General features: G+C 61.6%; 13 protein-coding genes. All 13 read left to right on the top strand.

Features of this window, described 5'->3' with window-relative positions:
• The first annotated feature begins 106 nt into the window (after nucleotides 1-106).
• The 13 genes from hfq to BTW07_RS09590 all read left to right on the top strand — a co-directional run bounded on the left by hfq (nucleotide 107) and on the right by BTW07_RS09590 (nucleotide 14,133).
• Nucleotides 107-358, top strand: a complete 252-nt coding sequence (hfq, locus tag BTW07_RS09650) for an RNA chaperone Hfq (protein WP_075562615.1) — start codon at nucleotides 107-109, stop codon at nucleotides 356-358.
• A gap of 14 nt (nucleotides 359-372) precedes the next feature.
• On the top strand, nucleotides 373-1,695 hold the full coding sequence (gene hflX, locus BTW07_RS09645) for a ribosome rescue GTPase HflX (RefSeq protein WP_075569963.1): 1,323 nt from the start codon (nucleotides 373-375) through the stop codon (nucleotides 1,693-1,695).
• A gap of 198 nt (nucleotides 1,696-1,893) precedes the next feature.
• The gene (hflK, locus tag BTW07_RS09640) at nucleotides 1,894-3,141 is read left to right on the top strand and encodes an FtsH protease activity modulator HflK (RefSeq protein ID WP_075569962.1); all 1,248 of its coding nucleotides are present in this window, start codon (nucleotides 1,894-1,896) and stop codon (nucleotides 3,139-3,141) included.
• Nucleotides 3,141-4,106, top strand: coding sequence for a protease modulator HflC (gene hflC / locus BTW07_RS09635; protein ID WP_075569961.1), 966 nt, complete (start codon nucleotides 3,141-3,143; stop codon nucleotides 4,104-4,106). Before hflK ends, hflC begins: the two co-directional genes overlap by 1 nt.
• A 264-nt stretch (nucleotides 4,107-4,370) precedes the next feature.
• Nucleotides 4,371-5,552: an ATP phosphoribosyltransferase regulatory subunit gene (locus tag BTW07_RS09630; protein WP_075569960.1), complete on the top strand. Its 1,182-nt coding sequence runs from the start codon at nucleotides 4,371-4,373 to the stop codon at nucleotides 5,550-5,552.
• Nucleotides 5,553-5,641: 89 nt separating this feature from the next.
• Nucleotides 5,642-6,934, top strand: a complete 1,293-nt coding sequence (locus tag BTW07_RS09625; RefSeq protein ID WP_075569959.1) for an adenylosuccinate synthase — start codon at nucleotides 5,642-5,644, stop codon at nucleotides 6,932-6,934.
• 222 nt (nucleotides 6,935-7,156) lie between these two features.
• The gene (locus BTW07_RS09620; protein ID WP_075569958.1) at nucleotides 7,157-7,636 is read left to right on the top strand and encodes an SUF system Fe-S cluster assembly regulator; all 480 of its coding nucleotides are present in this window, start codon (nucleotides 7,157-7,159) and stop codon (nucleotides 7,634-7,636) included.
• 102 nt (nucleotides 7,637-7,738) lie between these two features.
• Complete coding sequence (gene sufB, locus BTW07_RS09615) at nucleotides 7,739-9,181, top strand: Fe-S cluster assembly protein SufB (protein ID WP_075569957.1); 1,443 nt, start codon at nucleotides 7,739-7,741, stop codon at nucleotides 9,179-9,181.
• A gap of 75 nt (nucleotides 9,182-9,256) precedes the next feature.
• Complete coding sequence (gene sufC / locus BTW07_RS09610) at nucleotides 9,257-10,009, top strand: Fe-S cluster assembly ATPase SufC (protein WP_075569956.1); 753 nt, start codon at nucleotides 9,257-9,259, stop codon at nucleotides 10,007-10,009.
• Complete coding sequence (gene sufD, locus BTW07_RS09605) at nucleotides 10,006-11,343, top strand: Fe-S cluster assembly protein SufD (RefSeq protein WP_075569955.1); 1,338 nt, start codon at nucleotides 10,006-10,008, stop codon at nucleotides 11,341-11,343. The genes sufC and sufD overlap by 4 nt, the downstream gene beginning before the upstream one ends.
• 1 nt (nucleotide 11,344) lies before the next feature.
• Complete coding sequence (locus tag BTW07_RS09600; RefSeq protein ID WP_075569954.1) at nucleotides 11,345-12,586, top strand: cysteine desulfurase; 1,242 nt, start codon at nucleotides 11,345-11,347, stop codon at nucleotides 12,584-12,586.
• Between the two features lie 52 nt (nucleotides 12,587-12,638).
• Nucleotides 12,639-13,202, top strand: coding sequence for a putative Fe-S cluster assembly protein SufT (gene sufT, locus BTW07_RS09595; protein ID WP_075569953.1), 564 nt, complete (start codon nucleotides 12,639-12,641; stop codon nucleotides 13,200-13,202).
• A 271-nt stretch (nucleotides 13,203-13,473) separates the two neighbouring features.
• On the top strand, nucleotides 13,474-14,133 hold the full coding sequence (locus BTW07_RS09590) for a SanA/YdcF family protein (RefSeq protein WP_075569952.1): 660 nt from the start codon (nucleotides 13,474-13,476) through the stop codon (nucleotides 14,131-14,133).
• Nucleotides 14,134-14,196: the final 63 nt, after the last annotated feature.

Here is a 14,196-nt window from a genome sequence, read left to right as displayed (position 1 = left end):
GAGACCTATACTCGCGGCACGCGATGCCGCTGGTGTGATGCCGAGTCAGAACGAATCGCCGCCCAACTAAAACAGCATCACTCATAACAGCATTAGGGAGAGCAACATGTCCAAAGGACAGTCCCTTCAGGATCCGTACCTGAACATTCTGCGCAAGGAGCGCATCCCGGTTTCCATTTTTCTGGTCAACGGCATCAAGTTGCAGGGACAGATCGAATCTTTCGATCAATTCGTCATCCTGCTGCGCAACACCGTCAGTCAGATGGTTTACAAGCATGCCATTTCGACGGTCGTACCGTCCCGCAACGTCCGGTTGCCGCCGCAGGATCCCGCCGCAGCGCCCGGACTCGATAGCTAATCGAGAGGTAGTGATTGTTTTTCGAACGTCCCGACGCCGGCGAAACGGCGATTCTGGTCCATGTGGACTTTCAGGACGAGCAGGAGCGCGAAGATCCGGGTGAACTCCTGGAGCTGGTGCGCTCTGCCGGGGCGGAGTCGGCTACCCTGATTCAGGGCAGTCGGCGCCGTCCCGATCCTCGTTCCTTCATCGGCAGTGGCAAGCTCGAGGAGGTCAAGACCGCCCTCGGCGTCCACGGTGCTGAACTCGTCATTTTCAATCATGCCCTGTCTCCCTCTCAGCAACGCAATCTTGAGCGTGCGCTGGAGTGTCGCGTGCTCGATCGAACGGGGTTGATTCTCGATATCTTCGCGCAGCGCGCGCGGACCCACGAGGGCAAGCTCCAGGTCGAACTGGCACAGCTCGAGTACATGTCCACCCGGCTGGTCCGTGGCTGGACCCACCTCGAGCGACAAAAGGGCGGTATTGGTCTGCGCGGCCCGGGTGAAACCCAGCTCGAGACCGACCGTCGCCTGCTGCGTGGGCGGATCAAGTCGATTCACAAGCGCCTGGAGAAGGTCCGCAAGCAGCGCGATCAGAACCGGCGCGCCAGGGCGAGGGCGGAAATCCCGAGCGTCTCGCTGGTGGGGTATACCAACGCCGGCAAATCGACCTTGTTCAACGCGATCACCTCGGCGGAGGTCTATGCCGCCGATCAGCTATTTGCCACGCTCGATCCCACGCTGCGTCGCCTCGATGTGCCGGACGTCGGCGAGGTCGTGCTGGCAGATACGGTCGGCTTCATTCGACATCTCCCGCACAAGCTGGTCGAGGCCTTTCGGGCCACGCTGCAGGAGGCCACCGAAGCCAGCCTGATCGTGCACGTGATCGACGCCGCCGATCCGGACCGCGAGCTCAATGTCGCTCAGGTCGATAGTGTGCTGTCTGAGATCGACGCCGACGATGTGCCTCGACTGCTGGTCATGAACAAGATCGATCTGCTGGGCACCTCGCCGCGAATCGAGCGCGACAGTCATGGATTCCCGCAGGTCGTCTGGCTCTCGGCGCGTGACGGCGAAGGCCTCGAACTGCTGCGGGAAGCGCTCGGCGAATGGCTGGCCGAGGATATCCTCGATATCCGCTTGACGCTGACGCCCGAGCAGGGTCGACTACGAGCGGCACTGCACGAATCGCAGGCCGTACAGGAAGAAACGTTCGACGAGGATGGCCGCTCGAATCTGGAGATTCGCTTGCCCCGGCGAGAGTTTATGCAGATGATGGCTCGCTTGGGCGAACGCGCCGACGATTACTTGCCCACCTCCGAAAAAACGCCGGTTGCCGATTGGGAACAGGTTTGAGGTGAGGAAAACGACGCAGGGGAGCTTCGTGGTCCGACGATCGGACCCGAATGATGCAGGGTGGCAGGGATTGGGCCTCGGTCCGATCTAGCCTTGCCCTGTGCACACCGGTGCAACGCCACGGCGGCTCATGCTCCCGATGCCACGCGTAATGCTTTGGCCCGACGCAACGCTTTGACTGCATCTTGGAGACTAGGTATGGCTTGGAATGAGCCTGGTGGTGGCAACAACCAGCAGGACCCCTGGGGCGGTGGAGGAGGAAAGCGCCCGAGTGGTAATGGTGGCAATAACGGTGGTGGCAACAATGGCAGGGGTAATCAGGGGCCACCGGATCTCGACGAAGCGCTGAAGAAGTTTCAGGACAAGATCAGTCGTCTGCTCGGCGGTCGCGGCAAGCGTTCCGGTTCGGGCGGTGGGTCCGGCGGTGACGGCTCCGATGGCAGCAAGCGCAATCCCTTCATATTGCCGATCCTGGTGCTGATCGTTGCGGCCGTGATCTGGGCCGGATCCGGTTTCCACTTGATCGACCAGTCCGAGCGCGGCGTGGTCTTCCGGCTTGGAAAGTACACCGATACCTTGAATCCCGGTCTGCACTGGAATCCGCCGATCATTGATCGTGTGGATAACGTCAACGTGACCAGCATTCGCTCCGCGACCCAGACCGACTCGATGCTGACCAGCGACGAAAACATCGTCCGGGTCAGCGTCTCGGCACAGTATGTGGTCAGCGATTCACATGCATTTCTGGTCAACGTCAACGAGCCGGAAATGACGTTGCAGAATGCGATGGATTCCGCATTGCGCCAGGAAGTCGGCAACATGCATCTGCAGGAGATCCTGACTACCGGCCGTGACCGGTTGGGACAACGGGTCTTCGAGCGCTTGACGGCTTACATGGACGCCTACGGCACCGGCCTGCGCCTGCAGACCGTCAACGTCGAGTCGACCGCGCCACCGGACCAGGTCCAGAACGCCTTCGACGACGTCATCCGGGCCCGGGAAGAGCGGCAGCGCTCGATCAACCAGGCCAATGCCTATAGTCAGGCAGTCGTGCTCGAGGCCAAGGGTCAGCAGCGGCGTCTGATCGAGGAGGCCGACGGTTACAAGGCCGCTTCGGTATCCGATGCTACCGGCCAGACCAATCGTTTCAATTCGTTGCTGGGCGAATATCGCCAGGCGCCGGATGTGACGCGTGAACGCCTCTATCTGGAGACCATGAGCCAGGTGCTGAGCAAGACGCCCAAGGCGCTCGTCGATCTTGGCGACGGCAACGCCGTGACCGTGCTGCCGCTCAATCAGATGCAGTCCGGCGGCAAGAGCAGCCAGAGCGATTCGTCCTCGATGAGCATGCAGCAGCTCGAACAGATTTCAAAGCAGGTAGTGGATCACATGAACAGTGGCTCGCAGCAGCCGACGCGTAGCTCCGGCCTGCGGGAGGGTCGCTAATGTTTAACAATCGCGCCCTGATCGGGGTCATCATTCTGGCACTGCTGGCCTGGTTCGCCAGCGCCAGTTTCTACGTCGTCAATGAAACCGAACGCGCCATCAAGCTGCGCTTCGGTGAAGTGATCGAAAACGATATCGGCCCCGGCCTGCACTTCAAGCTGCCGGTGTTCAACACCGTGCGGATCTTCGATGTGCGCGTGCAGACGGTCGATTCCAGCGCCACGCGCTATTTGACCGCGGACTCCAAGGCGGTGATCGTCGACTCCTTCGTGAAGTGGAAGATCGCCGATCCCCAGCAGTTCTACGAGGCAACGCGTGGCAATATCCAGGTCGCCGAAAACCTGATCGCGCCGCGGACCGACGAGGCATTGCGCAACAAGTTCGGCCAGACCGAGATGTCCTCCATCATTCAGGAGCGAATCGCGGCCGAGAGCAACGCCAAGGGTCTCCCCGGCACGGACAAGGGCGCCGACACCGTCGAGGGCGCCCGCGAAGAGCTCATGGTCGAGCCGGTGCAGCAGCTCGATCAGGCGATGCGCGACGAGTTGGGGGTTCATATCCTCGATATCCGCGTCAAGCGAATCGAGCTTCCCCCGGAGGTGACCCAGGCCGTTTACGAGCGCATGAACTCGGAGCGGGAACAGGCGGCCAGAACCTATCGGGCCGAAGGCTCTCAGCAGGCCGAAGCGATTCGTGCCGATGCCGACCGTCAGCGTCAGGAAATTCTGGCCAACGGTCGTCAACAAGCGGAGACCACACGGGGTGAAGGTGACGCGCAGGCAGCGAAAATTTACGCCAGCGCCTATCAGCAGGCACCGGACTTCTTCTCGTTCTATCGTTCGATGCAGGCCTACCGTGACAGCTTCAACGGCGAGGGCAAGGATCTGCTGGTGCTGAGCCCGGATGACAGCGACTTCTTCCGCTATCTGAAAAATCCGACACCGACGGGGTCTTCGGCGCCATGAGGATCGGACCGGTGAATGCTACCGACATCTAGGAAATCGAACCCCCACGGGATTTCCCCGCGGGGGTTTCGTGATACCATCGTTCAGCCGGGTTTCGCCCGGCTTTTTTGTGCGGCCTGTTTATGCGCAATCCCGTTTTGACACGATCCGGTCTTCGCGCAAGGCAGCTGTACCTCGCGGCTCTGCGGCTGCGACTAACATGGGATGGCGAAGCTTTCCTTTGCTCCCGATCATTACCGAATCAACGCTGGGCAGGACAAGCTCATGACGATCGCTGACCGCTGGTTGCTACCCGACGGCATGGATGAAGTGCTGCCGCCGCAGGCAACCCGGATGGAGGAGTTGCGTCGGACGCTGCTCGACCTGTACGACCGCTGGGGTTACGACCTGGTCATGCCGCCGCCGGTCGAATTTCTCGATTCGCTGTTGACCGGCACCGGCACCGACCTGGATTTGCAGACCTTCAAGCTGACCGATCAGTTGACCGGCAGAATGATGGGCGCCAGCGCCGACGTGACTCCGCAGGTCGCGCGCATGGATGCACATTCGCTGAAGCGCCAGGGCCCGGTGCGACTTTGCTACTGCGCCACGGTGCTGCGTGCGCAGGCGGACAAGCATCAGGGCGGCCGAAGCCCGATGCAGGTTGGCGTCGAACTGTTCGGCCACGCGGGGCTGGATGCCGATATCGAAGTGTTGAGGCTGGCGCTGTCCAGTCTCGAGGCGGCGGGGGCCAGAGAGATCCACCTGGCGCTTAGCCACATTGCGATCTATCGCGAACTGATGGGTGCCGTCGTGTGGGAGGATGGCGTCGAGCGTGCACTTTTCGATGCCATCGAGCGCAAGGCCTATATCGTGATCGACGAGCTGGTGACTGCCAATGTCGCGGATCCCGAGCTTGCCCGGATGCTCTGCGAGCTGCCGCGGCTGCATGGCGGGGCGGAGATTCTGGAGCATGCCCGGCTGGCGCTGGCCGGTGCCCCGGACGCGGTGATGGATGCACTCGACCAACTGGTTCGGTTGCATCGTGGCGTCGTGGCCGAGCATCCCGAGGTGTCGTTCTACTTCGATCTGGCCGAACTTCGCGGCTATCAGTACCACACCGGGATGGTGTTTGCGGCCTATGTACCGGGGTACGGTCAGGCGCTGAGCAAGGGTGGTCGCTACGACGACACCGGTCGGGCCTTCGGTCGTGCCCGTCCGGCCACCGGATTTTCCATGGATCTCAAGCAGTTGGCGACTCTGGCCGAGCGAGAGCCGCCAACCAATGGTATCTGGGCGCCGAATCGGGAGAATGCCGCGCTCAACGATGCCATCAATCGCCTGCGGGCGCAGGGAGAGCGCGTGATCCAGGCCTTGCCCGACCAGCAGACCGGTCCGGGCGCACACCGCTGCAATCGCCACCTGGTGCTCCAGGATGGCGAGTGGCGTACCGAGCCGCTGAACTAAGCCGATGACGGCCACGCGCCGACATGGGTACAGCGAACGAATCGCGACGAATGACCGGATCGCGACGGGTTGATCAAGAGACGAGAGCAATGGGCAAGAACGTAGTCGTATTGGGTACTCAGTGGGGCGACGAGGGCAAGGGCAAGGTCGTCGATCTGTTGACCGAGTCCGCCAGTGCCGTGGTGCGATTCCAGGGTGGGCACAATGCCGGCCATACACTGGTGATCGATGGTCACAAGACGGTCCTGCACCTGATCCCTTCCGGCGTGTTGCGTGAAGACAAGATCTGCGTGATCGGCAACGGCGTGGTGTTGTCGCCGGAAGCGCTGATGGAGGAGATCAAGGAGCTGGAAGCCAAGGGCGTGCCGGTGCGCAAGCGCCTGCGTCTGTCGCCCGCCTGTCCGCTGATCCTGCCGTACCATGTTCGCCTCGATCAGGCGCGCGAAAAGGCCCGTGGAATTGCCAAGATCGGGACTACCGGACGGGGCATCGGGCCGGCCTACGAAGACAAGGTCGCACGTCGCGGCCTGCGTCTGGGCGATATTCTGCACCGTGAAAGATTCGCCTCCAAGCTGGGCGAAGTGCTCGACTATCACAATTTCGTGCTGACCCGTTATCACGGCGAACCGGCCGTCGATTTCCAGGAAGTGCTGGATCAGGCGATGGATTTTGCCGAAGAGCTGCGGCCGATGGTCTGCGACACGGTTTCGCTGGTCCACGATATTCGCAAGTCCGGCGAGAACATCCTGTTCGAAGGCGCCCAGGGCTCGTTGCTGGATATCGATCACGGTACCTATCCCTACGTCACCAGCTCCAATACCACGGCCGGTGGCACCGCCACCGGTTCTGGCGTCGGCCCGCTCTATCTCGACTACGTGCTGGGTATCACCAAGGCCTATACCACGCGTGTCGGCTCCGGCCCGTTCCCCACCGAGCTGTTCGATGAGTTCGGCCGGCATCTGGCAGAGAAAGGCCATGAATTCGGTGCCACGACCGGGCGCGCGCGCCGCTGTGGCTGGTTCGATGCGGTGGCATTGCGCCACGCGGTGCAGATCAACTCGGTATCGGGGATCTGCCTGACCAAGCTCGATGTGCTCGACGGTCTCGAGAACATTCGGGTCTGCGTCGGTTATCGCAGCAAGGATGGCGAGACCATCGATAATCCCGTCGACTCCGAAGGCTACGAGGCGATCGAACCGCTCTATCACGATCTGCCGGGCTGGAGCGAATCCACCATCGGGGTGCGAACGATCGATGGTCTGCCGGCCAACGCACGGGCCTATATTGCGTTCCTGGAAGAGGAGGTGGGGACGCCCATCGACATCATCTCCACCGGCCCCGACCGTAACGAGACGATCGTGCTGCGCAATCCGTTCGACTGATCCTGATGGGGTCGTGATCGAAGAGCTCGACCCGCTGCTTCCGGCAGCGGGTCGAGTCGTTTTGGAGAACCGGCCGTCGTGTACTCAGCGCCGACCTGATCGACCGATGCACGATCGCGGGCGGGCATGCCGTTCGCGCCGACGGTTAGGGTTCACAGCGTGTGTAAAGAGGACTAAAATGGTCCTATATGGCAGCTGTCAGGATCGAGAGGGCATCACCGCATGCTGAAGCTATCGAAATTGACGGATTACGCGGCCGTGATCATGGCGCAGATTGCACGGGACCCCGAGCAGGCGCACACCGCGACCGAGTTGGCAGGGCAGGTCAATCTTCCTCACCCCACGGTGGGCAAGACGCTCAAGATGCTGGCCAGGAGTGGGTTGCTGGAATCCCGTCGGGGCTCTCACGGTGGCTATGTGCTGTCCCGGTCTCCGGCGGAGATCACGGCCAGCGACATCATCGCCGCCATCGAAGGGCCGATCGGAATGACCGAGTGCAGCCACGCCGATGGCGAGTGTGACTTGCTGGATACCTGCGGTGTGGCGGACAACTGGCAGCGGGTGTCGCAGGCGGTGCGGACACTGCTCGAGTGCGTCACGCTGGCGCATCTCGCCCAGTCCAGCCCGCTCAAGCTGCCGGTGCAGTTACCGATTCAAAGCGTGACGTTGCCCTCTTCGATCGGGGCAGTGCGCGAACATTAAGAAGGCGTGGCGATGACGGTGGGAGGTGGCGGCTCGTTGCCACCCGCACTCGTCGGGACCGTGTCTTCGTCCTAAGACTCTCGGTGGAGAGGAGAGAAGACCATGGCTAGCGAAGAGATGGAGCAGTTGGTCCGTCGCGAATACAAGCAGGGATTCGTGACCGACATCGAAAGCGAGACCGTGCCGCCTGGGCTTGACGAAAGCACGATCGCCTTCATTTCCCAGAAGAAAGAAGAGCCGCGATGGATGCTCGAGTGGCGTCTGGAGGCCTATCACCAGTGGCTGAAGATGACGCCGCCATCGTGGTCGCATCTGGAGTACCCGCCGATCGACTATCAGGCGATCTCTTATTTCAGTGCGCCGAAGAAACCGGAAGATCGCCCGCAGAGTCTGGACGAGGTCGATCCCAAACTGCTCGAAACCTACGAGAAGTTGGGTATTCCTCTGCATGAGCGGGCTGCGTTGGCCGGTGTTGCTGTCGATGCGGTGTTCGATTCCGTTTCGGTGGCCACGACGTTCAAGGACAAGCTTCACGAGGCTGGCGTGATCTTCTGCTCCATCTCCGAGGCCATCCGGGAATACCCGGAGCTGGTGCGTCAGTATCTGGGCACGGTGGTACCGCAGTCGGATAACTACTTTGCCGCGCTCAACTCGGCAGTCTTTACCGATGGCTCGTTCGTCTACGTGCCGGAGGGCGTGAAATGCCCGATGGAGCTGTCGACCTATTTCCGCATCAACGCCGCCAATACCGGGCAGTTCGAGCGTACGCTGGTCGTCTGCGACAAGCGGGCCCAGGTCTCCTATCTCGAGGGTTGTACCGCGCCGATGCGCGATGAGAACCAGCTTCATGCAGCGGTGGTCGAGCTGGTCGCGCTCGAGGATGCGTACATCAAGTATTCCACGGTGCAGAACTGGTATCCGGGGGATGAGAACGGCAAGGGCGGGATCTACAACTTCGTCACCAAGCGCGGCGATTGCCGTGGCGACCGCTCCCGCATCAGCTGGACTCAGGTCGAGACGGGCTCTGCCATCACCTGGAAGTATCCCTCCTGCATGCTGCGCGGCAAGGAGAGTATCGGTGAATTCTATTCCGTTGCCGTGACCAACGGTCGTCAGCAGGCGGACACCGGCACCAAGATGATCCATATCGGCGAGAACACCCGTTCGACCATCGTTGCCAAGGGTATCGCCGCCGGTCGTAGTGACCAGGCTTACCGCGGCCTCGTCAAGATCGGGCCGCGCGCCAAGGGCGCGCGCAACTATACCCAGTGTGATTCGTTGCTGATCGGCGATCAGTGCGGTGCCCACACGTTCCCGTATCAGGAAATCGGCAACAGTACCGCCACTGTCGAGCACGAGGCGACCACCTCCAAGATCGCCGACGATCAGCTCTTCTACTGCCGCGCCCGCGGTATCGATGAAGAGGACGCGGTGAGCATGATCGTCAACGGCTTCTGCAAGGATGTCTTTCAGGAGCTGCCGATGGAGTTCGCGGTCGAAGCGGAAGCGCTGCTCAACGTGACGCTGGAAGGCTCGGTAGGCTGATCCGCCGCCACAGTCGAATTTACACGCCAATCCGGGAGGCTGCGTCGGCGGTCTCTCTCGTTTCAAGGGTGACACATGCTCGAAGTCAAAGATCTTCACGTCACGGTCGAGGACAAGGTGATCCTCAAGGGTCTCAACCTGACCATCAATGCCGGTGAGGTTCACGCCATCATGGGCCCGAACGGCGCCGGCAAGTCGACACTGTCGGCCGTGATCGCCGGGAAAGACGGTTATGAGGTGACTCAGGGCACGATTCTGTTCGAAGGCCAGGATGTGCTCGAGATGGAAATCGAGGAGCGTGCTCGCGCCGGCTTGTTGCTGGGCTTTCAGTACCCGATCGAGATCCCCGGGGTCAAGAATATCTATCTGCTCAAGGCCGCCCTCAATGCTCAGCGAGCCGCGCGTGGCGAGGGGGAAATTCCGGCGCCGGAATTCATGAAGCTGGTGCGTGAAAAAAGCACCGATATGAAGATGGATCCGAGCTTCCTGCAGCGTGCCGTCAACGAAGGCTTTTCCGGCGGCGAGAAAAAGCGCAACGAGATTCTGCAGATGCTGATTCTGCAGCCGAAGCTGGCGATGCTCGACGAGATCGACTCCGGCCTGGATATCGACGCCATGAAGGTCGTCGCCGATGGGGTCAATTCGCTGCGCAACGCCGACCGCGCGATCCTGCTGGTGACTCACTACCAACGCTTGCTCAATCATATCGTGCCGGATCACGTTCATGTGCTGGTCGATGGCCGCATCGTCAAGAGCGGTGGCAAGGACCTGGCGCTCGAACTCGAAGAACGGGGCTATGACTGGGTGCTGGAGGAGTCTGTCGCATGAGTGCACCGGAACGCTTTCTCGAGCGTCTGACTGCGCGCCGAGGCGGGGATCCCAGTTGGGTAGCGGCACGCCGGCAGGCTGGCGCGGCGCGCTTCGAGGCCATGGGCTTCCCGACCCGCCGTGACGAGCAGTGGAAATATACCGACGTGCGCCGTATAGCTGAGGGTGACTTCGCGCTGGCGACCGACGCCGAGTTCGATTCCGCCCGCTTCGACGAGCAGCGTCTGGATATCGATGCCTACCGGCTGGTACTGGTCGACGGTCTGTTCAGCCCGGCATTGTCCGAGCTCGACGGGCTGCCGTCCGGTGTCTCCATCGAGCCGTTATCCCAGGCGATAGTCGCCAATCACGAAGCGGTCGGAGGCTCGCTGGGCCGTCTGGCGGGCGTCGACTTCTCGCCCTTTACCGCCTTGAACACGGCCTTTGCCGACGAAGGTGCCATCGTGCGCCTGGCGTCGGGAACGGTAGTCGACAAGCCGATCTATGTGCTGCTGCTGTCGCGGGCCAACGGACAGCCGGTGATGAGTCATCCGCGGATACTGATCGAGGCGGGCGCACGCGCCGAGGCGACGATCATCGAGCACTACTCGGGTGAGTCCGAGGCGGCCAACTTCACCAACGTGGTGACCGAGGTGCTGCTCGACCGCGGCGCTATCATCGATCACTACAAGTTGCAGGAAGCCGCACTGACGGATCTGCACGTGGCCAGCATTCATGTCGATCAGGGGCGCGATAGCCGCTTCAACTCGTACAACATGAACCTCGGTGGTGCGCTGGTGCGCACGGATCTGGTGACGGATCTCAATGGCGAGGGCGCTGAAGCCGCCTATAACGGGCTGTTCTTCGTTCAGGGGCGTCAGCACGTCGACAACCATACGCTGGTCAATCACAACGCGCCGCGCACGTTCTCCAACGAGAACTACAAGGGCGTTCTCGATGATCGCTCTCGCGGTGTGTTCAACGGCAAGGTCTTCGTCAAGAAGGACGCTCAGCAGATCGAGGCGTATCAGAACAACGCCAACCTGCTGCTGTCCGATCGCGCCGAGATCGATACCAAGCCGGAGCTTGTGATCTACGCAGACGACGTCAAGTGCTCTCACGGCGCCACCACGGGCCAGCTGGACGAAGACGCGGTCTATGCGTTGCGCAGTCGCGGTATCGATGAGCCGATGGCCAGGGCATTGCTGACACTGGCGTTTGTCGGCGAGGTAATGGACAAGGTCCGTCTCAACGTCATCGCCGAGCGAGTCGAAAGAGCTGTCGCCGGTCGTTTGCCGGAGCGCTTCAATCTGGCGGATCTGGTGGAAACCGCCGAGGCGATTCAGGAGGCCTGAGATGACCGCGATTACCGATCTGACGCTGGACCTGGCGGCAGTACGACGGGATTTTCCGATTCTCGATCGGGAAGTCCATGGCCAGCCGCTGATCTATCTCGACAATGCGGCCACCAGCCAGACGCCGGTGGCGGTCATCGATAGCCTCAGCGACTACTATCGCCGCTACAACGCCAACATCCATCGTGGGCTGCATACGCTGGCGGACGAAGCGACGGCCGCCTTCGAGGGTGTGCGGAGCAAGGTGCAACGCCACCTCAATGCGTTCGAGCCGCGGGAGATCGTGTTCACCCGTGGCACCACCGAAGCGATCAATCTGGTGGCCAACAGCTGGGGACGAGCCAATCTGAAGGCCGGCGATGAGGTCGTGGTCTCGCTGATGGAGCATCACTCCAATATCGTGCCTTGGCAGTTGCTCGAGCGTGAGTTGGGTATCGCGATCAAGGTCATCCCCGTCGATGCGCGAGGCGTGCTGGATCAGGACGCCTATCGCGGGATGCTGGGCGAGCGGACCAAACTGGTCTGCGTCAACCACATTTCCAACGCCTTGGGCACGATCAACCCCATCGCCGAGATGGCGCGTGACGCGCATGCGTGTGGCGCGCGGATTCTGGTCGACGGTGCCCAGGCGGTGCCGCATCAGGCGGTCGACGTGCAGGCGCTGGATGCCGACTTCTATGCCTTCTCGGGGCACAAGGTCTACGGGCCGATGGGCGCCGGAGCGCTCTATGGCAAGGCATCCCTTCTCGAGTCCATGCCGCCATGGCAGGGCGGCGGGGAGATGATATCGAGGGTCTCCTTCGAGCGTGGCACCGAGTTTGCGGCGGTCCCGCACCGTTTCGAGGCCGGGACGCCATCGGTGGCGGACGTCATCGCCATGGGCGCGGCGCTGGACTGGGTCAATGCGCTCGGGATCGAGCGACTGTCGGCCTGGGAACAGTGGTTACTCGATCATGCCACCCAGGAACTCGAGCAGGTCGACGGGCTGAGGATCATCGGCACGGCACCGCAGAAGGCCGGCGTGATCTCGTTCGTCGTCGACGGCGCACATTCCCAGGATATCGGTCTGCTGATCGATCAGTTGGGCGTGGCGATTCGCACCGGACACCACTGTGCCCAACCCGTGCTGAATCATTTTGGTGTCGAAGCGACCTGTCGCGCGTCGCTGGCGGTCTACAACACGCCGGAGGAAGTCGACGCATTCGTCGAGGCCTTGCGGCGCGTGCTGGGCATGCTGCGCTGAGCCGGTTCCGGCTCCCGGCATGTCCGGGCCGGCAATTCTGTCAGGAGCAATGATGGATCCTCTCAACGAGGTCTACAAGGGCCAGGAAATGCCGCTGCAACGGGATGTCGATGTCATTTCGATTCCGTTCGGCAAGACCATCACGCTGACCGAAGACAGCACGGTGGTGGTGATGCAGGCCAAGGGCAGCTCGATCAGCGTCAGCTACGAAGGACGTCTCTACCTGATCGAGGGGCATGATCTCGACGCACTGGGACTCAAGGCGCTAGAACGTCCGACGCTGGATCCCGATGCGAACGAGGCGGAGATGGAAGCCTTCATCTGGGATCAGCTGCGGACCTGTTTCGACCCGGAGATACCGGTCAATATCGTCGATCTGGGACTGGTCTACGGGTGTCGCATCGAGCGGCTTCTCACTGGCGAGCGGATGGTGACCATTCGCATGACGTTGACGGCCCCCGGTTGTGGCATGGGAGATGTCATCGCCGAAGATGCACGGCGCAAGATTCTCGGGGCCTCGCAGTTCTCCAAGGTTCACGTCGAAATCGTTTTCGACCCGCCCTGGGGGCGTGAGATGATGAGCGAAGAGGCGCGCCTTGAGCTGGGGATGTTCTAGGCTTTGTCTGAAAAGTCGACGAGCGAAGGCAAGGCCGGGGCGCGTAGCCAAGGCAAAAATCGGCGCAGACGGACCGGGCTGGCGTACCAGTTTACGCGATGTCAATGAGCATCTTGACCGGGCTGGCGCACCAGCCGATTTTTAACGCCGTCTGGGCAAGCGAAAGCGATATGCAGATCGACACTTCTATTCCGTTTCCTGCTCGCCATTCGATTTCTGGCTGGAGCGTCTCATGCCTACCTTTCCCCCACGCTAACGGTGTCGTCGATTCATGCTTGGGGTTCTGAAAGCGCTGGTCAAGGCGGTGATGGCGGGCCTGTTGCTGCTGGTGATCGGTGTCGCGGCGATCAATCTGTGGATACTTCACAAGACCCAGGATCGCATCGAGCACGAGCTGCCACTGTGCACCACACAGCCGGTGGGCCTGGTCTTCGGCACTGCTCAGTGGCTGCGAGCGGGCGGCACCAATCCTTACTATCAGGCCAGAATGGAAGCCTCGGCAGAACTGCTGCGGCTTCACCGTGTTCGGCATCTGCTGCTTTCCGGCGACAACCGCACGCGCTATTACAACGAGCCCATCAGCATGTGGCGTTCTCTGCGTCATCGCAACGTGGACGATGCTCTGCTGACGCTCGATTATGCCGGCTTCAGTACTTTCGACAGCGTTGTCCGGGCCAAGGAGGTGTTTGGCGCGAATCGACTGATGCTGATTTCTCAGGGCTGGCACCTGCCGCGGGCACTGTTCATCGCCGACGCTCTCGGCGTCGAGGCCACCGGTTGCGCCGTGCCCGATGACGGCGTCGAGGGCGAATGGCGGCTTCGCCTGCGCGAGTGGCTCGCCCGCGCTGCGACCTTCGGCGATCTCTACGTCTGGGGGCGGGAACCCTATTTTCTGGGTCCTCTGGAGCCGATTCGGCTTTCACCGCCGTGAGCGGGTTGCTCCGTTTCCCGGTGATCCAGGGGGTCCGAATTGGCGAGGCTGGCGGGGTAGGGC

The sequence above is a fragment of the Salinicola socius genome (assembly GCF_001937195.1).
Taxonomy (GTDB): Bacteria; Pseudomonadota; Gammaproteobacteria; order Pseudomonadales; family Halomonadaceae; genus Salinicola; species Salinicola socius.
Note: the sequence above shows the minus strand (reverse complement) of the source record. Positions and strands in the feature narration are given on the sequence as shown.

Coding starts and splice junctions, on each gene's coding strand:
- hfq (WP_075562615.1), top strand. CDS start 107: ATGTCCAAAGGACAGTCCCTTCAGGATCCGTACCTGAACATTCTGCGC.
- hflK (WP_075569962.1), top strand. CDS start 1,894: ATGGCTTGGAATGAGCCTGGTGGTGGCAACAACCAGCAGGACCCCTGG.
- hflC (WP_075569961.1), top strand. CDS start 3,141: ATGTTTAACAATCGCGCCCTGATCGGGGTCATCATTCTGGCACTGCTG.
- BTW07_RS09630 (WP_075569960.1), top strand. CDS start 4,371: ATGACGATCGCTGACCGCTGGTTGCTACCCGACGGCATGGATGAAGTG.
- BTW07_RS09625 (WP_075569959.1), top strand. CDS start 5,642: ATGGGCAAGAACGTAGTCGTATTGGGTACTCAGTGGGGCGACGAGGGC.
- BTW07_RS09620 (WP_075569958.1), top strand. CDS start 7,157: ATGCTGAAGCTATCGAAATTGACGGATTACGCGGCCGTGATCATGGCG.
- sufB (WP_075569957.1), top strand. CDS start 7,739: ATGGCTAGCGAAGAGATGGAGCAGTTGGTCCGTCGCGAATACAAGCAG.
- sufC (WP_075569956.1), top strand. CDS start 9,257: ATGCTCGAAGTCAAAGATCTTCACGTCACGGTCGAGGACAAGGTGATC.
- sufD (WP_075569955.1), top strand. CDS start 10,006: ATGAGTGCACCGGAACGCTTTCTCGAGCGTCTGACTGCGCGCCGAGGC.
- BTW07_RS09600 (WP_075569954.1), top strand. CDS start 11,345: ATGACCGCGATTACCGATCTGACGCTGGACCTGGCGGCAGTACGACGG.
- sufT (WP_075569953.1), top strand. CDS start 12,639: ATGGATCCTCTCAACGAGGTCTACAAGGGCCAGGAAATGCCGCTGCAA.
- BTW07_RS09590 (WP_075569952.1), top strand. CDS start 13,474: ATGCTTGGGGTTCTGAAAGCGCTGGTCAAGGCGGTGATGGCGGGCCTG.